This window comes from Kitasatospora sp. NPDC002522, from assembly GCF_053595195.1.
This window is the reverse complement of record NZ_JBSFXE010000025.1, coordinates 36,138-61,205: the sequence shown is the minus strand read 5'-3', so window position 1 is coordinate 61,205 and position 25,068 is coordinate 36,138. Positions and strand designations below refer to the sequence as shown.

Below are 25,068 nucleotides of genomic sequence, written 5' to 3'. Positions count from 1 at the left end.
CCGCGCCACCGGGGTCGGATTGGGCGGTTGCTGACGCCATGTCGGAAATGTCGATCCGAGTTGCGTGGTAATACTTCGGTAAAATCTGTTCGGGTGCGGGCGCTTGGCGATCGAAGCGCTGCTCCGATCCGGCGAATTGCGTCGCTGCGGACCGCCTGGCCTGGATCGGCGCAGGTCCGGGATGTCAGGCTGCGGAGCGTGAAGTCGCTGCTCCGGAACACGGTTCTGTTCGTCGTCGCCGGCGGATTGCTGTCCGCGCCGGCGGCCGCCGAGGCGGCGCCCGCCCGGCCGCTCGACGCGCACGGTCCGGCGAACCGGCTGCTCGCCCGGCCCTCGTACCCGGGCGTCGGGCAGCCGCCGGGGGTGTCGCAGCAGCACGCGCCGGTGCAGGCCCGGCCGTTGGAGCCCGCGCAGCCGGGGCCGCGGGCCGAGCGGACGCACGAGGCGGTGGAGTTCTTCTGGTACGACTGCCCGCACTCGGCGCAGTTGGAGCAGCCGCTGACCCGCTGGGCCGCGCAGCACGGCCGGGAGGTGACGCTGCGACGGGTGCCCGCGGTGTGGCCGGGCGATCCGGACGAGGCCGAACAGCGGGCGCACGCGCGGCTGTTCTACACGCTGGAGCGGCTCGGCGAGGTGGACCGGCTGCAGCAGTCGGTGTTCGACGCGGTGCGCGAGCAGCACCTCGACCTGACGACCGAGCAGGCGGCGGCCGCGTGGGCGGTGCGGCACGGCGTGGACGAGGCGCGGTTCCGGGCGGCGTACGGCTCCGCGGAGGTCGGCGGCGCGGTGGACGGCGCGGCGAGGGAGTTCGCGCGCGAGGGGATCAACGAGCTGCCGACGGTGCTGTTGGACGGCGCGGGGCGGACCTCGCCGAGCCGGGCGGGCGGGGTGGAGCAGATGCCGTCCGCCCTCGACCGGTTGGTGTCCGATGCGAACCGGGGCTGACCGCGCGGGAGTTGTACCGGCCTGAGCTGGTGCAATCTTCACCGAACCTGCCCCTGGCTCGCACACACTGTGCCATCGTGGTCGCCGAGAGCGGCCGGTGTGTGCAGTAGCCCGGCCCAGGGCACCAGAGGCACACCACAGCCTCCGGAGAGGGCGGGAGTCCGTGGGGGGACAGCGCGCGCAGGTCGTCGAGGAACGGGGCGAACTCGCTCCGCCGGTGAGGGCGCTCCCGGCGGGGCCGCCACCGGAGCTGGTCTTCAAACGCCGGCTGCGGCCGGTGCAGGTGGCCAAGGAGCTGTGGGCGGCCCGGGAGTTGGTCCGCGCGCTGGCCGAGCGCGACCTGCGGGCCCGGTACAAGCAGGCGGTGCTGGGCTTCGCCTGGGCGGTGCTCACACCGCTGGCGCTGTGCGCGATCTTCACCCTGGTGTTCCACCGCGCGGTGAAGATCGACACGGGGGCGGCGCCGTACACGCTGTTCGCGTACGTCGGCCTGATCGTCTGGCAGTTCTTCAGCAACACGATGAACCAGGGCGCGCTCAGCCTGGCCAACAACCTGAGCCTGCTGAACAAGGTGTACTGCCCGCGCGAGGTGTTCCCGCTGGCGACCATGCTGGTCGCCACGGTGGACATGGTGATCGGCGTCGGGGTGCTGGCGCTGATGTTCCTGGTGTTCTGGACGGCCCCGGCGGCGACCTTCCTGTGGGCGGTGCCGCTGCTGGCGATCCAGTTCGCCTTCACCTACGGGGTGGCGCTGATCCTGTCGGTGGCGGTGGTGTACCTGCGCGACGTGCGGCACCTGCTGCCGATCATCACGCAGATGGGCGTCTTCGCGACCCCGGTGGCGTACCCGCTGGCGAAGATCCCGCTGCGGCTGCAGGAGGTCTACGTCGGCCTGAACCCGCTCGGCGCGGTGATCGAGGGCTACCGCAAGGCGCTGCTGTTCGGCGAGGCGCCCAACGCCCAGTTGACCCTGATCGCCGCGGCCAGCTCGCTGGTCTTCCTGGCCGGCGGCTACCTGATCTTCAAGAAGCTCGAAACGGGGATCGCCGATGTCGCCTGAGTACCCCCTGGGCACCATCCGCACCGAGCAGGTGTGGAAGCGCTTCCGCGCCGACCAGCAGCGGATGCTGCTGCGCGACAAGGTGGAGCAGGCCGCCCGCCGGCTGCGCGGCGACCGCGGCGAGGACTGGCGCTGGGCGCTGCGGGACATCAACCTGCACATCGAGCCCGGCGAGTCGGTCGGCCTGATCGGCTCCAACGGCTCGGGCAAGTCGACCCTGCTGAAGATGCTGACCCGGGTGATGTACCCGTACGCCGGGGTGATCGACGTGCGCGGCCGGATCGGCGCACTGATCGAGATCCGGGCCGGCATCCACCCGGACCTGACGGGCCGGGAGAACATCTACCTGTTCGGCGCGCTGCTCGGTCTGAAGCGGCGTGAGGTGGCGGGCCGGTTCGACGACATCGTGGAGTTCGCCCGACTCGGCGGGGCGATCGACCGGCAGGTGAAGTTCTACTCGTCCGGCATGCAGATGCGCCTGGGCTTCGCGGTCGCGGCCTACCTGGAGCCGCACGTGCTGCTGGTGGACGAGGTGCTGGCGGTCGGCGACGCGGTGTTCCAGCAGCGCTGCCTGGACCGGATGCGGGAGGTCGCCGAGCAGGGCACCACCATCGTCTTCGTCTCGCACGACCTGCCCGCGGTGCAGTCGATCTGCCGCCGCGGCATCTGGCTGGAGCAGGGCACCGTCCGGGTCGACGCGGGCATCCGCGACGCCCTCGCCGGGTACCGGGACTCGATCGAGCAGCAGTCGGAGGCGTCCGCGCGCAGCGGCGAGCCGCTGGAGCTGCTGAAGTACGAGGTGCGCGGCGAGAACGACGGGGAGAGCCTGCACACCGACGAGCCGGTGACCGTCGAGCTCACCCTGAGCGGCGACTACCGCGGCGACGCCACCCTGCACCTGGGCGTCAGCGAGGGCACCTCCAGCCCGATCTTCCAGATCAGCCACGAGGTGCGGCTGACCGGTGGCGAGCGCACGGTCGCCTGCGTGATCCCGCGGCTGCCGCTGCCGCGTGGCCGATACACGCTGTGGACCGGCGTGTACAGCATCGGCAAGACTGACGGCGGGACACTGATGAGCTGGCACTCGGCCGGCCAGTTCGACGTGTTCGGCCCGATGCTGGACACCCCGCCGCGCGCGGTGGTGCTGGCCGCGCCGGTGTTCGTGCCGCACCAGTGGGAGGAATGAGCGTGCGTTCGGTCCGGGTCCTGGTCCACCTCAACAACCTGGCCCTCGGCGGCGCCCAGTTGAACGCCGTCGACATCGCCAGAACCCTGCGCGACCGCGGGCACCAACCGGTGCTGTTCGCGCAGGGGGTGGACGGCCCGGCGCCGCTGGTGGACCTCGCCGCGAAGCAGGACCTGGACCTGGTGGTGGCCGGCGATCCGGCCACCCCGAACGTCGAGATCCGCCGCCGGCTGGAGGAGCTGGCGGACGAGCACGGCAGCCAGCTGGTGCACGCCTGGGAGGTGCGCGCCGCCCGAAACGCCTACTTCGGGCCAGGTCGGCTCGGCCGGATGCCGGTCGTCACCACCTTCTACGGCATCCGGATGCTCCGCGGCATGCCCCGGCACCAGCCGCTGGTGCTGGGCCTCGGCGCGCTGCTCCCGGACGGCCGGGCGTTCGGCCACCGCGACCTGCGGCTGATCGAACCACCCGTCAACACCGTCCAGGACGCCCCGGGTTCGGTGGACGGCGCCGAGTTCCGTCGTGAAGTCGGCGCCGCGGACGGGCAGTTGCTGCTGTGCATCGTCACCCGGCTGGTCGACGGGCTGGAGAAGGACGCGGGAGTGGAGCGCACCCTGCACGCGGTGCGCCTGCTCGACGACCCGAACCTGGTGCTCGCCGTGGTCGGCACCGGCGCCAGCGAGCCCCGGCTGCGCGCGCTCGCCGACCGGCTGAACGGCGAACTCGGCCGCCCCGCCATCGTGTTCACCGGCCAGCGGGCCGACCCGCGGCCCGCCTACCAGGCCGCCGACCTGGTCCTCGGCATGGGCGGCTCCGCGCTGCGCGGCCTCGCCTTCGGCAAGCCGGTCGTCGTGCACGGCGCGGCCGGCTACACCGCGATCCACGAACCCGGCCCGCTGGTCGAACCGCACGCCTCGCGCTGCATGTACGGCCACGGCGACCACCCGCCGGACGCCAAGCTGCTGGCCGCGCAGATCCGCGCCCTCGCCGACGACCCGGACCGCCGCGCCGAGCTGGGCCGTTGGGGCCGCGACTGGGTGGTCGGCCGGTTCTCCCTGGAGGCGGTCTCCACCGCCTTCGAGGAGCTCTACCGCGAACTGCTGATCACCCCGCCAGGCCGGCGGGCCTGGCTGCTCGACTACGAGCAGATGGCCCGCTACGAGTACACCAAGCCCGCCGTGCTGCGGATGCTCGGCCGCTGACCTACTCGGCCGGGACGGCGACGCCCACCCGCTGGAACATCTCCCACACCGCGTCCTCGGCGTAGACCTCCTCCGCCTCGACGGCGCGCGCCGCCTGATCCTCCGTCACCGGCAGCCCGGCCGCGTCCGCCCAGCCCCGGAGCGCCTGCGCCGCCTCGGCCCGCTCCCGTTCCCAGCGCTCGGTGACCTCGGAGACGCACTCCTCCCACTCCTCGGCCGTGATCCCCTCGTCCTCCTCGGTGCAGCCGAACGCCTCCCAGACGGCCTGCTCCACCACGAAGCGGACGTTCAGCTCCAGCGACCACACCTCCGCGCCCGGCGCGCAGCCCCGCACCACCGCGTAGTCACTGCGGTACACCCGGGCCACCAGCACCGGCGCACCGGTCAGCCAGGCCAGCCGGGCCACCAGCGGATCGTCGACCAGCTCCTCGCCGTACGGGCGCACGGTCAGCACCCGCCAGCCGTCCGGGCAGTCCACCGGGTCGCCGACCCACATCTCGACCGACTCCGGCACCGCCAGCAGCTCGGTCGCGCTCGCACGGGTGCGAGCCAGGATCAGCGAACCGTTGAACCCCATGAAGTCCCCCTCCGGACACGTCGGTTGACCCGAACCCTATCGACCGCCGCCCACATCCGGGTCGCTCCGACGCAGCGCCAGGGTGACGAAGCCGAAACCGCTCCGGTAACCCGTCAGCCAGTCCTCGCGGTGCGCCGCGGAGGCGGTCAGCGCCTGCTCGCGCTCGGGGCCCGGCGGCCGGTCGAGCGCCCAGTCGGCGAGCGAACCCGTCCACGCCCACTCGTACGCGTCCAGCTCGGAGCGGGACGAGGTGTGCCCCGCGACCGGCAGCCAGCCCGCCGCGGTCACCCGCGCGACCGTCTCCGGCAGGTCGGCGATCCCCTCGCCGAACCACTCCCGCGCCCGGGCGTCCGGCTCGCCCTCCCAGTACGCCTCCCCGACCAGCGCCACGCCGCCCGGCGCGAGCAGTCCGCCGATGTGCGCCAGCGCGGGCGCCAGCCCGCCGAAGGCGTACGCGGCGCCCACGCAGAACACCGCGTCGAACGGCTCCCGGTCGGTGAACGCGCCGGCGTCCAGGTGGTGCAGGCCGAGCCGCCGCACCACCCCGAGCCGCTCCGCCGCCGACCGCGCCGCGGTCAGCGCCCCCGCGTCGAGGTCCACCCCGACGGCCCGCAGCTCCGGGTGAGCGGCCAGCGCCCGCAGCAGCCACGCGCCCTCCCCGCACCCGAGGTCCACCACCCGCCCGGCCGGCCGGTCCCGCAGCACCCGCGCCAGCAACCGGGCCACCGACTCGTCCGAGAGCGGCGCCGCCACGGGGTGGTCGCGGTGCGCGATCCGTGAGATCTCCTGACGTTCCATTGCCCGATCATGCCCGCCCGCGGGCGGATTTCACCCCGGATTGTCGACAGATCGTCAGTTCTGCTGCGGGCGCGGGTACGTCCGGCCCTTCCACGCCGCGCCGCGGCCGCGCCAGTGCTGCACCGCCGAGTCCACCGTCATCAGCAGGTACAGCAGCGCGGTGAACGGCAGCGCGAGGGCCGCCACCGGAGCCTGGCCGTAGTAGCGCAGCATCGGCAGGTAGGTGCCCGCCATCAGCGCCCACGCCGCGAGGCCCGCCGCCGCCGTCCCCCACGACCCGGTCAGCAGCCCCGCCACGGCGGCCACCGGCGGCACCAGGTAGACCAGGGCCAGCCCCAGCACCGTGCCCGCCAGCAGCAGCGGCGAGTGCTTGAGCTGCGCGTACGCGCTGCGCGACACCATCCGCCACAGCGGCGCCAGACCCGGGTACGGGCGCACCGAGTCGACCCGCTCGGCCAGGCCCAGCCAGGTCCGGCCGCCGGTCCGCTTCACCGCGCGGGCCAGCGACACGTCGTCGATCACCGCCCCGCGGATCGCCGCCACCCCGCCCGCCCGCTCCAGCGCCGTCCGCCGCACCAGCGAGCAGCCGCCCGCCGCCGCCGCGGTCCGCGCCCCGGGCCGATTGCTCCAGCGGAACGGGTAGAGCTGCGCGAAGAAGTACACGAAGGCCGGCACGATCAGCCGCTCCCAGCCGGACGCCACCCGCAGCCGGGCCATCTGCGACACCAGGTCCAGGCCGTTCGCCTCGCCCGCCGCGACCAGCGCCCGCAGCGACCCGGGCCGGTGCGCGATGTCCGCGTCCGTCAGCAGCAGCCACTCCGCGTCGCCCGCCAGCGCGACCCCGTGCCGCAGCGCCCAGAGCTTCCCCGTCCAGCCGGCCGGCAGCTCCGGGGGAGTGGTCACCGTCAGCGGCAGGCCGCCGCCACCGGCCAGCGCCGCCGCCAACCCGCCCGTCCCGTCCGCACTGTGATCGTCCACCAGCACCACCCGGGCCGGGCCCGGATACTCCTGCGCCAGCAGGCTCGGCAGGCTCTCCGGCAGCACCTCGGCCTCGTCCCGGGCCGGCACCACCGCCACCACGGACGGCCACCGCTCGGGCTCCCCGCCGGTCCGCGGCAGCCGCACGTCCGTCCGCCAGAACCCGCCCTGCCCGATCGCCAGCCACACCCAGGCCGCCAGCGACACCACCGACACCCACCAGAGCACCGTCACCCCGGCAGTCTGCCCCACCGCGCCGGGCCCGCACCGCAACGCGGCCCGGGTGTCGGCTCAACCCTTCCCACCCCTCGGCGGCCGGCGTCCGGACCGGGCGGCGCGAGGCGGGGGAGGTAGAGTCGTTGCTCGTGAAGATCGCCCTCGTGGACTCCGGAATCGGACTGCTCGCCGCCGCCGCCGCGCTGCGCCGCATGCGGCCGGACGCGGACCTGATCGTCTCCTGCGACCCCGACGGCATGCCGTGGGGACCGCGGACCCCCGAGGACATCACCGAGCACGCCCTGGCCTGCGCCCGCGCGGCCCTCGCCCACCGGCCCGAGGCGCTGGTGGTCGCGTGCAACACCGCCTCGGTGCACGCGCTCGCCCGGCTGCGCGAGGAGTTCGAACCGGACCTGCCGGTGATCGGCACCGTCCCGGCGATCAAGCCCGCCGCGGCGCTCGGCGGCACCGTCGCCATCTGGGCCACCCCGGGCACCACCGGCAGCCCGTACCAGCGCGGCCTGATCGCCGAGTTCGGCGGCGCCGCCGAGGTCCACGAGGTCGCCTGCCCCGGTCTCGCCGAGGCGGTCGAGCACGCCGACGAGCAGGCGATCGCCGCCGCCGTCGCCTCCGCCGCCGCCCGCACCCCCGCGCACACCACGGACGTCGTCCTCGGCTGCACCCACTACGAACTCGTCGACGAGCGGATCGCCGCCGCGCTGGCCGGCCCGGCCCGCCTGCACGGCTCCGCCGACGCGGTCGCCGCCCAGGCCCTGCGCCGCCTCGGCCCCGACGCCGCGCCTGGCACCGGCAGCCTCACCGTCCTGCACACCGGCCGCCCCGCCACCCTCCAGCCCGCCGCCCTGCACTACCCGCAGGGCCACCTGCTCACCGCCGCCACCGTCTGAGACTCCCCGCCACGGTGTGAGACCCCGCCACCGCGGTCCGGGGTCCCTGACCTCGTGCGTTGCGATAGGCAGGCAAACACCTGCATAATCGAGGAGTGAGCCCCGACCCCACTCCCACCGACCTGGACGCGGCGTTCAAAGCCCTCGCCGACCCCACCCGCCGGCTGCTCCTGGACCGGCTGCGCCGGCAGAACGGCCAGACGCTGCGCGAGTTGTGCACGCAGCTGGCGATGGCCCGCCAGTCGGTGACGCAGCACGTCGACCTGCTGGTCGCCGCGAACCTGGTCACCGTGGTCCGCCGGGGGCGGGAGCGCCTGCACTACCTCAATCCGGCGCCGATCCACGAGATCGAGCAGCGCTGGATCGCCGACTTCGACCGGCCCCGGCTGGACGTGCTCGGCGCCATCAAACGACAGGCCGAGGAGTACGCCATGGACAGCGCAGCGGAGACCGTCCCGACCTACGTGTACGTCACGTACATCCGGGCCACCCCGGAGCAGGTGTGGCGGGCCCTCACCGATGCCGACCTGACGGCCCGTTACTGGGGCCACGCCAACGTCTCGGACTGGCAGCCCGGCTCCACCTGGGAGCACCGCCGCCTGGACGGCTCCGGCCAGTCGGACGTCACCGGCCGGGTGCTCGCCGCCGAACCGCCGACCCGACTGGTGATCACCTTCGAGGACCGGCCCGACCTGGCGGGCACCGAGGACGCGGCGACCGTGACCTTCCTGGTCGAGCCGCACGAGGAGATCGTCCGCCTGACCGTCACCCACGAGAAGCTGCGCGACCGCACCGCCCTGGACGCGATCTCGCACGGCTGGCCGGCCGTCCTGGCCAACCTCAAGTCGCTGCTGGAGACCGGCGAGACGCTCCCGCAGGCGCCGTGGGAGATGTCCCCGCGCCACGGCTGAACCGCGCCACCGCTGAACCGCTGAACCGCCGAACCGCTGAACCGCCGAACCGCTGAATCGCCGAACCGCACGCCGCACCGCCGCTCACCCGTACCGCTTCCGACCGAGCCCGAGGAGACCCGCGCGATGTTCGACCCCGCCCCGCTCCGCCAGGCGTACCGGGACCTGCTCACCGGTGCCGAGGAGATCGCCGACGCACCGCCCGCCCCGCTGCCGCCCGGCGAGTGGACCGCCGAACAGGTCCTGGCGCACGTCGCCCTGGTGACCTCCGGCACCCTCGCCGCGGTGGCCACCGTCGCGGCGGGCGCCCCCGCCGGGTACGACAACCGCGCCGCGCTGGACACCTGGACCATCGACCGGGTCATCGCCCGGACCGGCGGCGGGGCGGCGCTGCGCGAACGGGTCCGGGCCCAGGGGGAGGCGCTGTGCACCCTGGCCGCCGCCCTGGACCGGGCGGAACTCGACACGCCCGTCCCGGCGCTGCTGCTCTCCGGCGGCAGGCTGATGTTCGAGGGCCAGCTGCCGGTCGGCGACCTGGTCGGCGGCCTGGCCGCGGTCGAGCTGCCCGCCCACACCGCGCAGCTGCTGGCCACCGCGGCCCGCTGACGCCCCGCCCGCCGGCTTCACCCTGACCTTCCGGGCGCGGAACCTGATCGCGCCGCCGGCCGACGACTTCGACAGGACCCTGCACATGTCATCCGGGTCCCGCTCGGCGCGCTGACGGACCGTTACGGCGCGCTGCCGGCGGTCGGGTTCCTGCTCGGCGTCGGCGGCACCACCTTCGCGATCGGCGCGCCGCTGGCCCGACGCGGGTACCAGGGCCGCCGGGTTCGCGCCGGTCACGGTGGTGTTCCACCCGAGCGGCGGTCGGCTCTCCGACCGGATCCACCCGGCGGTCGTCACCGCCTGGGCGGCCGGAGACCTCCTCGGAGACCGCTCAGGCGTACGCGCCGAGCAGTCGCTGGACGGCGGGTTCGAGGCCGGAGAGGATCGTGTCGAACCGGCGGGTGCTGGTCGACGAGTCGACCTGCAGGCGGCTGATCCGCAGCGGGTGCGCGGGCAGCCGCGGGCCGAGCCGGTGGTCGGACAGGAAGCCCAGCCGGTAGCCGAGCTGGCGCAGGACGGAGTCGGCGCGCTCGTCGTAGCCGCCGTCGGGGTAGGCGAACGCCGACGGGGGCTCGCCCAGCCAGCGGGTCAGCGCGCCGTGCGCGCCGGTGATCTCGGCGTGCACGGTGGCCTCGTCGCAGCGGCGCAGCGACGGGTGCCCGAGGGTGTGGTTGCCGATCGCGACGTCCGCGTCGCGCAGGGTCCGCAGGTCCTCCGGGCGCAGCTGGTCCTGGGCGGGCGCCCGGCGGGTGGCGGAGACCCGCAGTTCGTGGAGGCTGCGCCGGCGGTCGGGGTCGGGCATCGCCTTGAGCAGGGCGAGCACCCGGGCCGGGTCGGCGCCGGTGGGCACCAGCCGGGCGCGGCCGCCGTTGCGGGCCAGGAACGCGGCCTCGTGCCACCAGAACGGCTGCTCGGTGCCGATCAGCTCGGCGATCACGAAGGCGGCGGCGGGGATCCGGCGGGCGACCAGCTCGGGCAGGGCGTGCCGCAGCACGGTGCGGTCGGTGTCGTCGAAGGTGACCAGGACGGAGCGCGGCGGCAGCGGACGCCCGTCGGCGAGGGCGCGTTCCACGTCGGTGAGGGAGACGGGGGTGGCGAGCCGGCGCAGGCGGTCGAGCTGGGCGCGGAACGAGCCGGCGTCGGTGACGCCGTGGTACGCGAGGACGGCGAGCCGCTGGGCGGCGCGGGCCCGGAACAGCGGCTGTGCGGGCGAGTAGCGCAGCCAGCTGCCCCGGTCGCGCGGTTCGCGCGGGACGGCGGCGGACGCGGGGATGGCCAGGGGATGGGGCGGGGCGCAGACGGCAGCGGCAGTGGTGGCGTACGACACGGTTCCCCCCTCGGTCGCCGACGAGCGGCGTGGCGGTACCGTCGGCAGGCGGAGCCCGGCCTCCGACCCCGGGCGCGGCGGCTCCGCTCCCGAGTGATCTAGCCCGCGGCGGGGACTCCCAACCCCGCTCGTCGGACGGCTCCTGGATCGCTCAATGTAGTGGAGACCTCCGACGCCCCGGGATGGTTGTACGCCGGACGGCGAGTTTTCGCGGGCATTCGGGAACCGTGTCGGTGCGTGCTCGAACCCTCACTTTGGGGGTGTGGCCCGGCCCCGGGTGGCGGGTTACCGTGGATGGCATGGCAGACACCCGAGGTGACCGAACCGCTACCCGCCGGTCCGGCCTGTGGAGCGGCTGCGGGCTGCGCCGTCACCAGGCGCTGCTCGCGCTGGTGGCCGCCGGGTGCCTGGCGCTGGGCATCGTGGTCGCGGTGCTGGTCCCGGAGACCGACGGCCCGGCCTGGGTGATGGCGGTGGCCGGGTGCCTGTCGGCCGGCGTGCTGCTGCTGGCCCGGCTCGCGGTGGGCCTGCTCCGCCCGGGCGGCGGCGCCACTCCGTGATCTCCGGCGGGTTGCCGGGAAACGTCCACCAAACGGACAGGACCGGTCGGACCGGCTGATTTTCGGCCTACCTTCGCACTTCTTTCACGTTTCCACGGCCGTAGCACCACAGTTCCCCCTACTGTGAGTCGCGCCGCCCACCGGGGCGGGCGTTCCGTGTGCGGGTGCCGGGGGGCACCGCGAGGGGGAGCCATGAGTACCACCGCCGTTGCAGCCGGCGGCATCAGGGCGAAGGTCAAGCAACAGCTGGCCCGCGCCGCGGGGAAGGTCCCGGGCGAGGGCGCCACCGTCCTCATCTACCACCGGATCGGCGGCGGCACCGCCGACGAACTCGACCTGGCCACCGCCGACTTCACCGCCCAGGCGGACCTGCTGGCCCAGCTCCCGCCGGGCCGGGTGGTCTCCCTGGACGAGGCCACCGACCGGTTGGCGGCCGGCCTGCGCACCCCGAGCACCGTCCTCACCTTCGACGACGGCTTCGAGGACGTCTACCACCACGCCTGGCCGCTGCTGAAGGAACGCGCCCTGCCGTTCACCGTCTACCTCGCCAGCGGCCACGTCGGCGGACCGATGGCCTGGGAAGGCTCCACCGCCAAGGGTCCCGTCGCACCCGGCCTCAGCTGGGAGCAGCTGCGCGAGATGGCGGACTCCGGGCTGTGCACCGTCGCCAACCACACCCGCAGCCACGCCCGCCCCGAACGACTCACCACCGCCGAACTCGACGCCTGCGGCGACGACGTCGAGGAGCACCTCGGCACCCGGCCGCGGCACTTCGCCTACACCTGGGGCACGCCCGTCCCGCACCTGGACGCCGCGCTGCGCGCCCGGTTCCGCACCGCCGCCACCGGCCAGGTCGGGCGCAACCTGCCCGGCTTCGACCCGGTGCGCTTCCACCGCGTCCCGGTCCGCCGCACCGACCCGATCGACTTCTTCCGCGCCAAGCTGTACGGCCGGCTGGTCCCCGAGCGCGCCTACGCCCGGATCGTCGCCACCGCGAAGGCGGTGGGCGCCCGTGCCTGACCGGCTCCCGCTGAGACTGCGCGGCGAGGGCGGCCGGCCGCTGCGGGTCGCCCACCTCACCACCGTCGACATGTCGCTGCACCTGCTGCTGGCCACCGAACTCACCGTCGACGTCGAGTCCGGGTTCGAGACCTACGGCATCAGCGCCCCCGGCCCGTACCTGGAGCGGATCGAGCGGATCGGTGTCCGGCACCGCGCGCTGCCCTCGCTCACCCGGGCCTGGCAGCCCGCCGCCGACCTCGCCGCCGCCCGCGAACTGCTCGCCGTGCTGCGGGAGCTGAACCCGGACGTGCTGCACACCCACAACCCGAAGACCGGGGTGCTCGGCCGGGTGCTCGGCCGCCTGGCCCGCGTCCCCGTGGTGGTCAACACCTGCCACGGACTCTGGGCGCAGGCCCACGACCCGCTCGCCAAGCGGCTGCTGGTGCTCGGCGCCGAGGCCTTCGCGGCCCGCTTCTCGCACGCCGAGCTGTACCAGAACGCCGAGGACCGGCAGACCCTGTCCCGGTGGTTCGTGCCGGCCCGGCGCTCCCGGGTGGTCGGCAACGGCGTCAACCTCGACCGGTTCCCCGCGCCCGGCCCCGAGCGGGACGCGCTGCGTGCCCGGCTGCGGGCCGAACTCGGCGTCGGCGAGGACGAGTTGCTGGTCGGCGGGGTGGGCCGACGAGTCGCCGAGAAGGGCATCCGGGAGTACGCCGAGGCCGCCCGCGCGCTGGCCGGCAAGGCCCGCTTCGTGTGGATCGGCCCCGACGACCCCGACAAGCCCGACGCCCTGCGCGCCGCCGAACAGGGCCTCGAGTTCCTCGGCAGCCGCGACGACATGCCCGCCGTCTACGCCGCACTCGACGTCTTCGTCCTCCCCTCCTACCGCGAGGGCTTCTCCCGCTCCGGCATGGAGGCCGCCGCCAGCGGCCTGCCCATGCTGCTGAGCGACATCCGGGGCTGCCGCGAGATCGGCGACCACGACGAGCACCTGCTGCTCGCCCCCGCCGCCGACGCCGACGCCCTCACCCGCGAACTGGCCCGGCTCCTCACCGAGCCCGACCTGCGGATACGCCTGGGTGCGGCGGCCCGCCGCCGCGCCCTGGAGGAGTTCGACCAGCGCTCCGTCGCCCGGATCTCGCTGGAGACCTACGCCGCCGTCGCCAAGTCCCGCGGCCTCGCCTGGGTCACTGACTGAGCAGCGCGTCCACGCGCCTTGCAGCGGCGCGTGCCCACAGACAACACCACAACGCACCAACCCAGTTGGGGGAACAATGAAGCGAGGGGGGGACCTCGCGGTCGCCGCACTGGCCGGGATCATCGCCGTCCCGCTCGGCCTGGTGATCGCCCTCCTGATCCGCGCCACCATGGGCGGACCGGTGATCTTCCGTCAGACCCGCTCCGGCCGCCACGGCCGCGAGTTCCAGATCCTGAAGTTCCGCACCATGCGGGACAGGCGCCACCCCGACGAACCGGACGCCCCGCGGATCACCCGCCTCGGCGCCCTGCTCCGCAAGACCAGCCTCGACGAACTCCCGCAGCTGTGGAACGTCGTCCGCGGCGACATGGCCGTCATCGGACCCCGCCCCACCCTGCCCGAACAGGTCGTCCACTACTCGCCCCGCCAGCGCGGCCGCCTCGCCATCCGACCCGGCCTCACCGGCTGGGCCCAGGTCCGCGGCCGCAACTCCATCACCTGGCCCGAACGCATCGAACTCGACCTCTGGTACATCGACCACCGCGGCCTGCTGCTCGACCTGCGCATCCTGGTCCTCACCGCGGGCATGCTGCTGCGCCCCACCGGCATCACCGCCGCCGGCGGCGTCAACCCCGGCTTCCCGATCCCCGCGACGCCCGAACCCGCCGCCCAGCAGCGGATCGTGCTGCCCCGTCAGGCGACGGCCACCGCGCCGCGCCTGGCGGCGGAGGAACTGCGGGGCTGAGCGAGCCCCTCACCGGCACCCCGTCCGTCCGGGCGGGGTGCCGGGCCGTGTCCGGCGGCGCCGATGCACCATCATCGGCGCTGTCGCCATCACGACTGACGCTGTGACGACCTGACGACCTGACACCCGCCGGGCGGCCGCGCCCACGGAGCGAGGAGTGCGGAGCATGCTGTGGATCGCCGGAGCCGGCGGCGTCGGCCGGGAGGCCCTGGACACCGCGATCGCGGCGGGCGTCGAGGTCGCCGGGTTCCTCGACGACCGGTTGGCCGGGGGAGCGGTCCGCGGCCTGCCGGTCCGCGCCCCCGCCGACCTGCCGTCCGGCGCGCGGTACCTGATCGGCATCGCCGACCCCGCCGTCCGGGCCCGCCTCGCCGAACTGCTCGACGGCCGCGGCGGCACGGCCGCCACGCTGGTCCACCCACGCGCGATCGTCGCGCCGGAGACCGAACTCGCCGCCGGCTGCCTGGTGATGGGCGGGGCGTACGTCTCCAGCGACGTCACCCTGGGCCGGCACAGCCAGGTCCACTACAACGCCACCGTCGGCCACGACTCCCGCCTCGGCGAGCGGGTCACCGTCTACCCCGGCGCCAACGTCTCCGGCGCGGTCGTCCTGGAGGACGACACCACCGTCGGCTCGGCCGCCGTCGTCCTGCAGGGCCGCACCATCGGCCGGGCCGCGTTCGTCGGCGCCGCGGCCGTGGTCACCCGCGACGTCGCCCCCGGGGCGGTGGTGGTCGGCTCCCCGGCCCGCCCCCGGCCGTAACCCCGCAGCTCCCGGCAGGACATAGGGTCGGGGCCATGGGAATTCCTGCGTTTCTGGCGGAACTGCGCCAGGTGGTCGGGCAGCGGCCGCTGTGGCTGTCCGGGGTGCTGGCCGTGGTGGTCGACGACGACGGCCGGGTGCTGCTCGGACGGCGGGCCGACAACGGCCGCTGGTCGGTGATCAGCGGGATCATCGACCCCGGCGAGCAGCCCGCCGACGCCGTGGTGCGCGAGTGCCTGGAGGAGACCGGCGTGACCGTGCGGCCCGAGGCACTCACCTCGGTGACGGTCTCGCGGATGCTCAGCTACCCCAACGGCGACCAGGCGCAGTACCTCGAACTGACCTTCCGCTGCCGGCCGCTGGCGGGCGAGGCCCGGGTCAACGACGACGAGTCGCTGGAGGTCGGCTGGTTCGCCCAGGACGCGCTGCCCGACCTGGAGGACAGCATCCGCGAGCGGATCCGCCTGGCCCTGGCCGGAAACGACGCGGCGCACTTCGAACTGACCGAGGTACCGGCGACCTGACGAGGCATCGGCAAGTGCGCCGGGGCACGCGGATGCGCCCGCCCCGGCGCACTGCGCCGACGATGCGTCAGAGCGTCCGGAACCAGGCGGCGGTGCGCTGCAGGCCCTCGGTGAGCGGGACCGGGGTGATGTCCGGGAACAGCTCGCGCAGGCGGGAGTTGTCGGCCTGCGAGTCGCGGACGTCACCCGGGCGGGGGTCGACGTGCTCGGCGGCGACCGGCTCGCCGAGCACCTCGCCGAGCCGGCCGATCAGCTCCAGCAGCGTGGTGCGGGTGCCGAAGGCCAGGTTCACCGGATCGGCGCTGACCACCCGGCGCAGCACCGCCTCGGCCAGCACCTGGGTGACCGTGCCGACGTAGGTGAAGTCCCGGCTCTGCCCGCCGTCCCCGTGCACCGTCACCGGCCGGCCGGCCAGCGCGGCGTCCAGGAACGCCGGGACGACCGCCGCGTAGGCGTGGCCCGCGGGCTGCAGCGGGCCGAACACGTTGAAGAAGCGCAGCGGCAGCACGCCCAGGCCGTAGCAGTGGTGGTAGGCGCCGAGGTACGCCTCGGTGGCGAGCTTGGAGACCGCGTACGGGCTCATCGGGGCGGTGCGCATGGTCTCGCGCTTGGGCAGCTCCCGGTTGGCGCCGTACACCGAGGACGAGGAGGCGGCGGCCACGTACAGGTCGCCGGCCCGGCGGGCGGCCTCCAGCACCTCCAGGGTGCCGGTGGCGTTGGCGTGGTGGCTGGCGAGCGGTGCCGCCACCGAGCGCGGCACCGAGGGCAGCGCGGCCAGGTGGACCACCGCGTCGGCGCCCGTGAACGCGGCGTCCAGCAGCGCCGGATCGAGGATGCTGCCCTCGAAGAACGTGACGTCCACCCCCGTCAGGTTGGACTTGCGGCCGGTGGACAGGTCGTCCACCACCCGCACCTCGGACACCTCCGGACGGGCCGTCAACTCCCGTGCCAGGTTGGCCCCGATGAAACCGGCTCCGCCGGTCACCACCACTCGCATCTCCGCCGCCACCCCTCAGTCCGCGCCCGGGGGCTCCCCCCACCGGTCGACTGGCCCGACAATAGCGGCCGCACCGGCCCGGATGCGGGGGAAAGATGGCGATTCGGGCCCAAACCATCCCATCGGCCACATCTCCCGCACCGACCGCCGAGCCGTACTAGCGCTTCGGCTGACGGCGGGTCTCCTCCGCCGCGTCGAGCACCGCCGCGAGGTCGCCGCCGGCGGTGGCGGTCACCACGGCGGCCACCGCGCCCTCGACGAACGGCGCGTCGGCGAAGCGCACCGGGAAGGGCAGGCCGTGCTCGTCCGCCCGGTCGAGCAGCGCCAGCACCGTCTGCACCGCGCCGTCCAGGTCGCACAGCACCGCCACCCCGTGGCCCTGGTCCACCCGCCGGGCTGCCGCCGCGACCAGCACCGCCGAGGTGCCGAGCCCGTCCGCGATCGCCCCGCCCGCGGCCGCCACCGGCGCGGGATTGTCCGAATCCGCCACCGCCAGCGCCACCGACCGGACCGCGTCGGCCAGTTCGTGGCTGTGCGACACCAGCAGCACCCCCACCCGCCCGTGCCCGGCCGGCCGGGACGGCCGCGGCACCGCGGGCACCGGCGCCACCGCCGTCCCGGCCGACGGGGCGGACGCCGGCGCGGACGGCGCGGTGCTGATCGGGATGACGTCGGCGCGGCTCCGGTCCGGCTGGCCCATCGGCTGCTCCCTGCGGCGAGGCGGCGAGGCTGAGTACTCGTCACCCATCCTCGCCCACCGGCCCCCCGAGGTGCGGTAACCGCCCCGCACCGGGCGCCGCAATAGCACAGCGCCCCGCCCGGCCGGGCCCGATCGCCGCATCTGCGCCACCCCCGGGGCACACCGCGCCGGATCCGCCGATCCCGTGCCGACCCGTGGCTAGGCTGGCGTTCGAACGGGGCTGGACGATCGGGAGGAGCAGCGGCGATGACGGCCGAGACCATCGGGACCGCCGGGGCGGCGGAGCGGCGCAAGATCGAGCTGGACGTGACCGGAGCCGAGTGGCAGTCGGCCGGCGGAGCCGCCGACGGCGTGCAGATCGCCTTCGTCGAGGGCTACATCGCGATGCGGGACGGCACCGACCCGCAGGGCCCGGCGCTGATCTTCACCCCGGCCGAGTGGCGGGCGTTCGTCCTCGGTGCGCGGGACGGCGAGTTCGACCCGGTCTGACGGCCGGATCCGGCCAACCTCGGCGGCGGGACCTCCGCAGACCCGGCGGCCGCCCGCTGAACCGCAGGTGACGGCACGGCATGCACCAGGGCATGCACCGAGGTCACAAATGAATTCTGATGGGCCGAAACTTGTTGACTGTTCGACAAGGGTGACAGCACAGTATGAGCAGGCAGACGCCGTGCCGACCGCCCCCACGCGGTATCGGCACGGCGCCCGCTGTGCTGCCCGTCATCGGCGCCGACGACGAGCCCTCCCGCCCTTCGCCGCACAGGGTGCGGCAGCCGTCGCCATGGGAGCAGTGACCCTGACGGGGAGAGCTACTCCTCGCCCGGGTCGGAACCCGGATTCCGCACGCCCCCACGCGGCGGTGATCCGGGCAAGGTTCGCGAACGCGACGGCACGGGCCCCCGCGAACCTGGTCTTTGGGTTATGTGGATGTGGATGGTGCGTGGACCGCTCTAGGCTCTGCTGGTAGTCATCGGCAGGCTCCCGGAACCGTCGAACAACCATTGAAGCAGCATGTGGAGCTCGGAGTTCGCACGACCGTGTGCGCGGTGAGGGAATACGCGCAACGCACGCTGCGACAGACCGCTCCCTGTGGATCTCGCCCCGGAGCGGCCGTCGTGCTGAACCGAACGTAGCCCGGACGGTTGCTCAGAGTCAACATTGGTCCCTGAGCGTAGATCTCGGCCTGATCGCGGACCCGCCCGCCGGGCCGTGCCCGACAGGCACGTACGATGGTTCCATGTCATTTCTCCGCCGACGCTCCGGCCCGCCCGCCGGCCCGGACTTCGACGTGCTCGCGATGGACCCGGGCGACTGGCCCGGACTGTTCGGGGCCATGATGATGACCGGCTCCGACGGCTCCTGCCAGGGCATCTTCCTGCGCTACGACCTGCTCGGCGGCCGCGGCCCGGCGATGCTGATCGGCAACCTGCCGCAGGGATCGCCCGCGCGCGAGACCGAGGACGAGGTGCCCTTCGAGGTGCGCCAGCTGCTCGCGGCCCTGGAGAACGACGAGCCGGTGGAGTTCGTCTCCGCCGAGGACTTCCCGGTGATGCTCGGCGACGACCTGCTGATCGTCCGCAAGGTCAAAGTAAGCGAGGAGCGGCTCTACTGCTCCCAGTTCGGCCGCAGCGACGACGTCCAGGTCACCATCGCGTCCTGGGACCGACCGATTTCGGACGACCTCTACCAGCTTCTCAAGCCGCTTCCGGCGGAGATGTTCCAGCAGGGCTAGGCGAGATGACCCGGCCGCTGCTGACCCGTCGCCTGCACGTGGACCTGCGGCGTACCGCCGGCGCGGCCTGTCCGGGGTTCTGAGCACCCACGCCCGGACCACCCCGCCGCTCCGACCGGAGGCCAGCCCGCCATGCCGCGTCCCACCGCCCAGCGTCCCGCCGACCAGCCGACCGTTCCGCACCCGGCGGTCGAAGCCCGCGACCCGCTCGCCGAGGCGCTCGGCCGGCTGCCCCGGGTGGTCGACCTGCTCGCCGCCCGCGCCGAGGAGCACGACCGCGACGGCACCTTCCCGTACCAGGGCTTGGAGGCGGTGCACGAGGCCGGACTGCTCACCCTGACGGTCGGTCAGCGCTACGCCGGGCCCGGGGCCTCGCTCGCCGACACCGTCGCGGTGCTCGCCCGGCTCGGCCGCGGCGACGCCTCGGTCGCGCTGCTCACCGCCCTCACCCTGCTGCACCACGCCGAACAGGCCAGGACCGCGCCCTGGCCCGCCGCGCTCTACCGGCGGCTGCTCACCGAGTCCCGGCGCGGGCCCGCGCTGGTCGGCACGCTGCGCGCCGAACCCGGCCGCCCGCCCGCCGTCACCGCCCGCTGGGAGGGCACCGCCTGGCGGCTCGCCGGCCGGGCCGCGCACTGCCCCGGCGCGGAGGCGCTGGCCTGGCTCGCGGTGGAGGCCCGCACCGCCGAACAGCCCTACCGCACCGGGGTGTTCCTGGTCCGCGGGGACAGCCCCGGGCTGGAGATCGACCCCGCCGCCGACCAGCTCGGACTGCGCGCCGCGGCCGGCCACGACGTGCTGTTCGCCGACGTCCAGGTCGGCTCCGACGCAGCGTTGCGGCTCGCCGCCCCCGGCCGCGCGGACGACGAGGCCGCCCGCACCGCCCGGTGCTGGCGGCTGCTCGCGCTCTGCGCCGTCCTGCTGGGCACCGGCCGGGCCGCCCTCGACTGGGCCGCCGGACGACTGCCCGCCGCCGGGCACCGCCGCCCGCTCGGCGAACTCCACGCCCGACTGATCGGCGCCGAGGAACTCGTGCACGGCCTGGCCGCCCGGGTGGACGACGGTCCGGCCCCCGCCGAACGCGTCGCCGCCGCCCAACTACTGGTCGCCCGCACCGTCGGCGACACCGTCCAGCGGGCCCTCACGCTGACCGGCAACGCCGGGCTCAGCCGGCGCCACCCGCTGGAGCGCCACCTGCGCGACGCGCTCAGCCTGCAGGCCCACCTGCCGGCCGAGGACGCCGTGCTGGACGCCCTCGGCGGATCGCTGCCGGAGGCCTGACCCGCCGTCAACGGGCCCCGTGCCGGGCCCGGATCAGCGGGTGCCGACCGCCGCCCGCACCGCGCGGCGGGCCAGCGCCGCGTCGTCGTACAGCCGGCGGATCATGATCCGCTGCTCCTCGCCCGCTCCCGGGACGTCGTGCAGCCGGATCTCCCGCATCAGCACCAGCACCAGGTTCACCAGGAACGCGTCCCGGGCCAGGGTGCCGCCGGACTGGGCGAGTTGGCTGATCTGCCGGCGCGCCGCGGTGTCCCCGGACAGCACGCTCCACAGCACCGCCAGGTCGTAGCCCGGCAGGTACCAGCCGGCCTGCTCCCAGTCCAGCAGCACCGGGCCGGACGGCGCCAGCAGCATGTTGCCGAGCAGCGCGTCGCCGTGGCACAGCTGCCACGGCACCGAGGCGAGGCCGTGCATCAGGCCGCGCAGGTCGCCGGCGTCCCGGTCGGTGAGCAGGCCGACCGAGTGGAACCGGGCGACCTCCAACTGGTAGTCCAGCGGCTTGCCGAAGACGTCCGTCGGCGGGCGCCACAGGTTCAGGGTGCGCACCGCGCCGAGCACCGCCCGCACCTCGCCGGGGGTCGGCGCGTTCACCGGGTGCCGCTCGCGGGAGGCCGGACGGCCCGGCACCCGCTCCAGCACCAGCACGCAGCGGTCGTGGTCGGCCGCCACCAGCCGGGGCAGCCGCACCGGCGGACGGTGCCGCACGAACGCCCGGTACACCGCCACCTCGTGGTGGAAGCGCTCCACCAGCTGCTCCGCCTGCGGGCCGCGCAGCGCACCGGGGGCCAGGCACTTGGCGACCACCGGCGCGCGGCCGATGGTGCCGGCGATCAGGATGTGCCGACTTCCCTCGCGCAGCACCTGGCGCGGCAGGAAGGCGGGGCATATCCGCGCCACGTTGGCGAGCACCGCCCGGACCGCGGGGGTCTGCAGCGCCGCCGGGTCGACCCGGTCGACGAAGGAGTCGACGCCGCGCGCCGGCGCGGGGCGTCCGATGCGCCCCGCCTGCTCCGGCACCGCGCGGGTGACCAGAGTGGTGCGCCCGCGCGGGTCGCGGAGCTCGGCGGCGCGCGGGGCGGGCCGGCCGGAGCCCGCGGTCGGCGGGCGCAGGCCGGTACGGGACTGGCTGGAATGGCGTCCGGCGGCGTCGGCCCCGAGCGGGTTCGACGGGCGGGTACCGGTGCTGGCTGTGGAGTACATGGGTGGGTGAGGGTCCTTCCTGGCCGGCGGCGTGGCTGCGTGGGGCCCGGATGCTGGGGGTCGGGCCGCCGGGTGGGGCGCGAGCGCCGGGCGCGGAGCGGTTCGGCGGAGCCGTTCGCACCCTGGGGAATGCGTCCCGCTCCGACTGTCGTGCCGTGCCCGGCGCCCCCGCGCCACCCGGTCGCGCCACCCCCCGTTCCGCTCGGCCCGGACCGTCCGCTGACGGGCCGTCGGGTCGAGGTCCGGGCCGGTCGTGGACGGATCCGACGCGAAGTCGGGGTGGCGCATTCCTACCTGACACCCGGTCGGCACTGGCACACCACGTAGCGGACCCTGGCGAACCATGGCGAATGGTCGCTTGGCATGTGACAGAGCCATTAGTGTCGAATCAGCCGAGGAACCTGGGGGCTTCAGTTGAGCAAGGGGCCGAACACCAGACTGGCCGACCACTTCGCCCTGACCGGATGGTCGAAGGGCGAGCTGGCCCGGTTGGTCAACCGGCGGGGTGCGGCACTGGGCGAGCAGCAGCTGTCCACCGACACCTCCCGGGTCCGGCGCTGGATCGAGCAGGGCGAGATCCCGCGCGACCCGGTGCCGAGGGTGCTGGCCGCCGTGTTCACCGAGCGGCTCGGCCGTGTCGTCACCACCGAGGACCTAGGTCTCGAACGACACCGGCCCACCAGGTCCGGCAGCAGCACGGCTACTCCGCCGACCGACCCCTGGGCACCGGATCGGACGGCCGCGGTCCTCACCGAGTTCACGGGAATGGACCTCATGCTGAACAGACGTGGACTGGTCGGCGGCTCCGCAGCCGTCGCCGCCGGCGCCGTGATCGCCGACAACCTGCACGACTGGCTGACCGGCGGCTCCGTCGCCGAAGCCGTCGGCCGCCCCGGCCCCCGCCAGGTGATCACCCAGGGCGGCCCCCGCCCGGTGATCGACGTGTACGAGGCCGGCCCGGTCGGCAACGACGAGGTGACCGCGCTCGAACGCTCGGTCGAGGTGTTCCGCGCCTGGGACGCCTCCCGCGGCGGCGGCCTGCAGCGCAAGGCCGTGGTCGGCCAACTCAACGAGGTCGGCGGGCTCCTCACCCACGGCCACCCGCCCGCCCTGGAACGCAGACTGTGGACGGTCGCCGCCAACCTCGCGGTGCTGGCCGGCTGGATGTCCCACGACGTCGGCCTGGAACCCACCGCCCAGCGCTACTTCGTGATCGCCGCGCAGGCCGCCCGCGAGGCCGACGACCGTCCCCGGGCCGGCGAGGCGATCTCCCGCGCGGCCCGCCAGATGCTCCACCTCGGCCGCGCCGACGACGCCCTCGAACTGATGCAGCTCGCCCGCGCCAGCGCCGGCCCCGAACACGGCGCCCTGCCCCGCACCCAGGCCATGCTGCGCACCGTCGAAGCCTGGGCGCAGGCCTCGGTCGGCCGGGCCGAGGCCACCCGCCGGGTGCTCGGCGAGGCCGAGGAACTGTTCGTCCAGGACACCCAGGAGCCCACCCCGAGCTGGATGCAGCTGTTCAACGAGGCCGAGCTGCACGGCATGCAGGCGCTGGTCTACCGCACCCTCGCCGAGCACGACCCGGGCGCGGTGCCGCTCGCCACCCGGCACGCCCAACTCGCCATCCGGCTGCGGCAGAAGACCGGCCGGGAGCGCTCGGCCCTGCTCGACCGGATCACCCTCGCCTCGATCTACTGGATCTCCGGCGAACCCGACGAGGCGCAGGTCCAGGCCAAACTGGCGCTGGCCTCCATCAACGACACCTCCTCCAAGCGCACCTGGGACCGGCTGCGCGAGATGTACCGGCTCTCCGGCCGCTACCAGGGCCTGCCGGCCGTCGCCGAACTCCGTGAGCAGATCCACTCCTCGCTGCCCGGCCGGCCCGGACCGGTCTGACGCACCCCGCTCCCACGGCACGCCCCACCCGGCACCGTCTACCCGGGTCCGCGGGCCGTAACCGACATCACGCACGATTTCGGCCGATGTCAGATTCGTGAAATCCGGCCGGTCCGGGCCGTTGCGGAGTGGTTCGATCCGATACGGACGGGCCGGGCCTGGCGGGGGCCGACCGGTCATTTCCGTCGCCCTGTGTGCGGATCGTGGCCCCAGGCGGTAACCTTCGGTGATTCCGGCGCCCGGGCGCCTGAGCTGTGCCAACCGACCCCGGCGACGGAAATCCCGTTGCCACGACGACCGCCGCAACGGATGCTGACCTCATGTTCGAGCCAGTGATAGCGCCCAGCGCCAGCCTCCTCGGCCTCCTGCAGAGAGGCCGCGGAGACGGGCAGCTGCATGCGTTGGCCGCAGACCGCGACGAGGCGATCGCCGCCGTCGAGACCTGCGTGACCAACGACCCCCGCGCCGACTGGCAGGTCGAGAACCGCTCCTTGTACTACGCGCGGCTCTACATGGAGCTGGAGGCCCCCCTCACCGGCCTCGAGCTCCACCTCCACTCGATCGAGGACGCCACCGACCCCGACGAGGCCCGCACCGGCCTCGCCCTCTCCGTGCTCGGCCACCTCGCCGGGTACGGCCGCCGGGACGCCCTCGACCTGCTGCGCGGCTACACCGCCACCGGAACCAACTGGGCCTGGGCCCTCGACGAGCTCGCCCTGCGCGACGGCGACGACGCCCTGCTCGCGCTCGCCCCCGCCGTGCTCGGCCGCTTCCCGGCCACCGCCGAGGGCGACGCCGAGCTGCGCGCCGCGATCCGCTCCGCGTACGAGCCGAAGCCCTGGCGGCTGTGGGCCGCCCACCACCCCAGAGTGGCCGCCGCGAGTGAGCAGTCACCCTTCGACCTGTGGCAGCGGCAGATGAACCGCCCCGGCGTCACCCCCGGCTGGTCCACGGCCGACGTGCTCGCCTGGGCCGACCAGGGCGAGAGCCCGGAACCGGCCGCCATCGCCCGGCGGGCCGCCGCGGCCGCCCGCTGTCTGACCGCCGTGGTCCGCCCCGAGGACGGACCGCTGCTGCACCGGGCCGCCGCCGAAGGACCGGTCGGCGCCCGCTCGGCCGCCCTGCGCCACCTCGTCGAGCAACGCGACCCGGCCGCCGCCGGACTGATCGAGACGGCCGCCACCGACGTCGACCACCGGGTCGTCGACGCCGCACTGGAACTGCTCGGCCGGATGCGCGGTCCGGAGGCCCTCGCGCACGCCCGCCGCTGGGCCGACCCCGCCACCGGCGGCGCCGACAGCGCCCTCGGCGAGGCCGCGGTCCGCCTGCTCGCCGACGCCGGCGACCCCTGCGACTCCCCGCTGGTGGTCGCCGCCCTGCACCACTGGATCTCGCTGCGCGGCGTCGAGGGCGCCGGACTCGCCAGCCTGGTCGACGGCGCGGGCCGGCTGCGCGCCCACACCGCCGTCTCCGCCCTGCGGCACGTCTACGGCGAGACGGTCTCCTCCGAGCTGCGGGGCCGAGCGGCCCACGCGCTGGCCGCCACCGACCCGTACTTCGGGCAGGGCCCCGCCGTCGAATGCCTGTGGGACTGCGAGGAGTCCACCCGCGAGCTCGCCGCCACCCACGTCACCACCACGGGCGACGCCCGGGTGCTGGAGCGACTGCGCCGACTCGCCGCCGACCCGGCCGAGGAGGCCGAGGTGCATGCCGCCGTACGCGGCCGCCTGACGGCCCGTGAACGGTAGGGTTCCGC

26 protein-coding genes are annotated in these 25,068 nt (G+C 74.6%); 19 read left to right on the top strand and 7 right to left on the bottom strand.

Annotated elements, in window-relative coordinates; genetic code table 11:
* Positions 1 to 198 precede the first annotated feature (198 nt).
* The 4 genes from ACWD4U_RS21690 (at position 199) to ACWD4U_RS21675 (ending at position 4,393) form a co-directional block, all read left to right on the top strand.
* Positions 199 to 945: a thiol:disulfide interchange protein DsbA/DsbL gene (locus ACWD4U_RS21690; RefSeq protein ID WP_363459283.1), complete on the top strand. Its 747-nt coding sequence runs from the start codon at positions 199 to 201 to the stop codon at positions 943 to 945.
* A 163-nt stretch (positions 946 to 1,108) separates the two neighbouring features.
* Positions 1,109 to 2,005 (top strand): ABC transporter permease, encoded by an 897-nt coding sequence (locus ACWD4U_RS21685; protein WP_363459282.1) that lies wholly within the window; start codon positions 1,109 to 1,111, stop codon positions 2,003 to 2,005.
* Positions 1,995 to 3,191, top strand: a complete 1,197-nt coding sequence (locus ACWD4U_RS21680) for an ABC transporter ATP-binding protein (RefSeq protein ID WP_363459280.1) — start codon at positions 1,995 to 1,997, stop codon at positions 3,189 to 3,191. The genes ACWD4U_RS21685 and ACWD4U_RS21680 overlap by 11 nt, the downstream gene beginning before the upstream one ends.
* A complete protein-coding gene (locus tag ACWD4U_RS21675) occupies positions 3,188 to 4,393 on the top strand; it encodes a glycosyltransferase family 4 protein (protein WP_363459279.1) in 1,206 nt (401 codons plus the stop codon). The genes ACWD4U_RS21680 and ACWD4U_RS21675 overlap by 4 nt, the downstream gene beginning before the upstream one ends.
* A gap of 1 nt (position 4,394) precedes the next feature.
* Here the strand turns inward: ACWD4U_RS21675 and ACWD4U_RS21670 are convergent, their stop codons facing one another.
* The 3 genes from ACWD4U_RS21670 to ACWD4U_RS21660 are packed head-to-tail and all read right to left on the bottom strand — an operon-like array spanning position 4,395 to position 6,980.
* The gene (locus ACWD4U_RS21670; RefSeq protein WP_363459277.1) at positions 4,395 to 4,970 is read right to left on the bottom strand and encodes a hypothetical protein; all 576 of its coding nucleotides are present in this window, start codon (positions 4,968 to 4,970) and stop codon (positions 4,395 to 4,397) included.
* Between the two features lie 36 nt (positions 4,971 to 5,006).
* The gene (locus ACWD4U_RS21665; RefSeq protein WP_363459276.1) at positions 5,007 to 5,768 is read right to left on the bottom strand and encodes an SAM-dependent methyltransferase; all 762 of its coding nucleotides are present in this window, start codon (positions 5,766 to 5,768) and stop codon (positions 5,007 to 5,009) included.
* 54 nt (positions 5,769 to 5,822) lie between these two features.
* The gene (locus ACWD4U_RS21660) at positions 5,823 to 6,980 is read right to left on the bottom strand and encodes a glycosyltransferase (protein ID WP_363459275.1); all 1,158 of its coding nucleotides are present in this window, start codon (positions 6,978 to 6,980) and stop codon (positions 5,823 to 5,825) included.
* Between the two features lie 131 nt (positions 6,981 to 7,111).
* Here ACWD4U_RS21660 and ACWD4U_RS21655 point away from each other — a divergent pair, with 131 nt between their 5' ends.
* From ACWD4U_RS21655 to ACWD4U_RS21645, 3 genes are all read left to right on the top strand, one after another.
* Complete coding sequence (locus ACWD4U_RS21655) at positions 7,112 to 7,870, top strand: glutamate racemase (protein WP_363459273.1); 759 nt, start codon at positions 7,112 to 7,114, stop codon at positions 7,868 to 7,870.
* Positions 7,871 to 7,992: 122 nt separating this feature from the next.
* On the top strand, positions 7,993 to 8,781 hold the full coding sequence (locus tag ACWD4U_RS21650) for an ArsR/SmtB family transcription factor (RefSeq protein WP_363459287.1): 789 nt from the start codon (positions 7,993 to 7,995) through the stop codon (positions 8,779 to 8,781).
* A gap of 126 nt (positions 8,782 to 8,907) precedes the next feature.
* Complete coding sequence (locus tag ACWD4U_RS21645; protein WP_363459271.1) at positions 8,908 to 9,387, top strand: DinB family protein; 480 nt, start codon at positions 8,908 to 8,910, stop codon at positions 9,385 to 9,387.
* Between the two features lie 331 nt (positions 9,388 to 9,718).
* Here the strand turns inward: ACWD4U_RS21645 and ACWD4U_RS21640 are convergent, their stop codons facing one another.
* Positions 9,719 to 10,714 carry a polysaccharide deacetylase family protein gene (locus tag ACWD4U_RS21640; RefSeq protein ID WP_363459270.1) on the bottom strand — a complete coding sequence of 332 codons (996 nt, stop codon included), beginning with the start codon at positions 10,712 to 10,714 and terminating at the stop codon, positions 9,719 to 9,721.
* A 299-nt stretch (positions 10,715 to 11,013) separates the two neighbouring features.
* On the opposite strand from ACWD4U_RS21640, the gene ACWD4U_RS21635 reads away from it, so the two are divergent.
* From ACWD4U_RS21635 to ACWD4U_RS21610, 6 genes are all read left to right on the top strand, one after another.
* Positions 11,014 to 11,274: a hypothetical protein gene (locus tag ACWD4U_RS21635; RefSeq protein ID WP_363459268.1), complete on the top strand. Its 261-nt coding sequence runs from the start codon at positions 11,014 to 11,016 to the stop codon at positions 11,272 to 11,274.
* A 192-nt stretch (positions 11,275 to 11,466) separates the two neighbouring features.
* On the top strand, positions 11,467 to 12,294 hold the full coding sequence (locus ACWD4U_RS21630) for a polysaccharide deacetylase family protein (RefSeq protein WP_363459266.1): 828 nt from the start codon (positions 11,467 to 11,469) through the stop codon (positions 12,292 to 12,294).
* Positions 12,287 to 13,474, top strand: coding sequence for a glycosyltransferase (locus ACWD4U_RS21625; protein ID WP_363459264.1), 1,188 nt, complete (start codon positions 12,287 to 12,289; stop codon positions 13,472 to 13,474). The genes ACWD4U_RS21630 and ACWD4U_RS21625 overlap by 8 nt, the downstream gene beginning before the upstream one ends.
* A 76-nt stretch (positions 13,475 to 13,550) precedes the next feature.
* Positions 13,551 to 14,219 (top strand): sugar transferase, encoded by a 669-nt coding sequence (locus ACWD4U_RS21620; protein ID WP_363459262.1) that lies wholly within the window; start codon positions 13,551 to 13,553, stop codon positions 14,217 to 14,219.
* A gap of 166 nt (positions 14,220 to 14,385) precedes the next feature.
* Positions 14,386 to 14,982 carry a NeuD/PglB/VioB family sugar acetyltransferase gene (locus ACWD4U_RS21615; RefSeq protein ID WP_363459260.1) on the top strand — a complete coding sequence of 199 codons (597 nt, stop codon included), beginning with the start codon at positions 14,386 to 14,388 and terminating at the stop codon, positions 14,980 to 14,982.
* 35 nt (positions 14,983 to 15,017) lie between these two features.
* Positions 15,018 to 15,506 carry an NUDIX hydrolase gene (locus tag ACWD4U_RS21610; protein WP_363459258.1) on the top strand — a complete coding sequence of 163 codons (489 nt, stop codon included), beginning with the start codon at positions 15,018 to 15,020 and terminating at the stop codon, positions 15,504 to 15,506.
* A gap of 67 nt (positions 15,507 to 15,573) precedes the next feature.
* On the opposite strand, the gene ACWD4U_RS21605 is transcribed toward ACWD4U_RS21610, so the two are convergent.
* Together ACWD4U_RS21605 and ACWD4U_RS21600 are read right to left on the bottom strand one after the other, a co-directional pair.
* Complete coding sequence (locus tag ACWD4U_RS21605; RefSeq protein WP_363459256.1) at positions 15,574 to 16,503, bottom strand: NAD-dependent epimerase/dehydratase family protein; 930 nt, start codon at positions 16,501 to 16,503, stop codon at positions 15,574 to 15,576.
* 157 nt (positions 16,504 to 16,660) lie between these two features.
* Positions 16,661 to 17,203 (bottom strand): PTS sugar transporter subunit IIA domain-containing protein, encoded by a 543-nt coding sequence (locus ACWD4U_RS21600; protein WP_363459255.1) that lies wholly within the window; start codon positions 17,201 to 17,203, stop codon positions 16,661 to 16,663.
* 246 nt (positions 17,204 to 17,449) lie between these two features.
* Here ACWD4U_RS21600 and ACWD4U_RS21595 point away from each other — a divergent pair, with 246 nt between their 5' ends.
* The 4 genes from ACWD4U_RS21595 to ACWD4U_RS21580 all read left to right on the top strand — a co-directional run bounded on the left by ACWD4U_RS21595 (position 17,450) and on the right by ACWD4U_RS21580 (position 20,216).
* A complete protein-coding gene (locus ACWD4U_RS21595) occupies positions 17,450 to 17,692 on the top strand; it encodes a DUF397 domain-containing protein (protein WP_363459253.1) in 243 nt (80 codons plus the stop codon).
* A gap of 748 nt (positions 17,693 to 18,440) precedes the next feature.
* Positions 18,441 to 18,935, top strand: a complete 495-nt coding sequence (locus tag ACWD4U_RS21590; protein WP_363459252.1) for a hypothetical protein — start codon at positions 18,441 to 18,443, stop codon at positions 18,933 to 18,935.
* 5 nt (positions 18,936 to 18,940) lie between these two features.
* Positions 18,941 to 19,018, top strand: a complete 78-nt coding sequence (locus ACWD4U_RS21585; protein WP_363459285.1) for a putative leader peptide — start codon at positions 18,941 to 18,943, stop codon at positions 19,016 to 19,018.
* A gap of 49 nt (positions 19,019 to 19,067) precedes the next feature.
* Positions 19,068 to 20,216 carry an acyl-CoA dehydrogenase family protein gene (locus ACWD4U_RS21580; RefSeq protein ID WP_363459250.1) on the top strand — a complete coding sequence of 383 codons (1,149 nt, stop codon included), beginning with the start codon at positions 19,068 to 19,070 and terminating at the stop codon, positions 20,214 to 20,216.
* A gap of 33 nt (positions 20,217 to 20,249) precedes the next feature.
* On the opposite strand, the gene ACWD4U_RS21575 is transcribed toward ACWD4U_RS21580, so the two are convergent.
* Positions 20,250 to 21,416, bottom strand: a complete 1,167-nt coding sequence (locus ACWD4U_RS21575) for an aminoglycoside phosphotransferase family protein (RefSeq protein WP_363459248.1) — start codon at positions 21,414 to 21,416, stop codon at positions 20,250 to 20,252.
* A gap of 414 nt (positions 21,417 to 21,830) precedes the next feature.
* Here ACWD4U_RS21575 and ACWD4U_RS21570 point away from each other — a divergent pair, with 414 nt between their 5' ends.
* Both ACWD4U_RS21570 and ACWD4U_RS21565 read left to right on the top strand, forming a co-directional pair.
* Positions 21,831 to 23,312, top strand: a complete 1,482-nt coding sequence (locus tag ACWD4U_RS21570) for a DNA-binding protein NsdB (RefSeq protein WP_363459246.1) — start codon at positions 21,831 to 21,833, stop codon at positions 23,310 to 23,312.
* Positions 23,313 to 23,632: 320 nt separating this feature from the next.
* Positions 23,633 to 25,060: a HEAT repeat domain-containing protein gene (locus ACWD4U_RS21565; protein ID WP_363459244.1), complete on the top strand. Its 1,428-nt coding sequence runs from the start codon at positions 23,633 to 23,635 to the stop codon at positions 25,058 to 25,060.
* Positions 25,061 to 25,068: the final 8 nt, after the last annotated feature.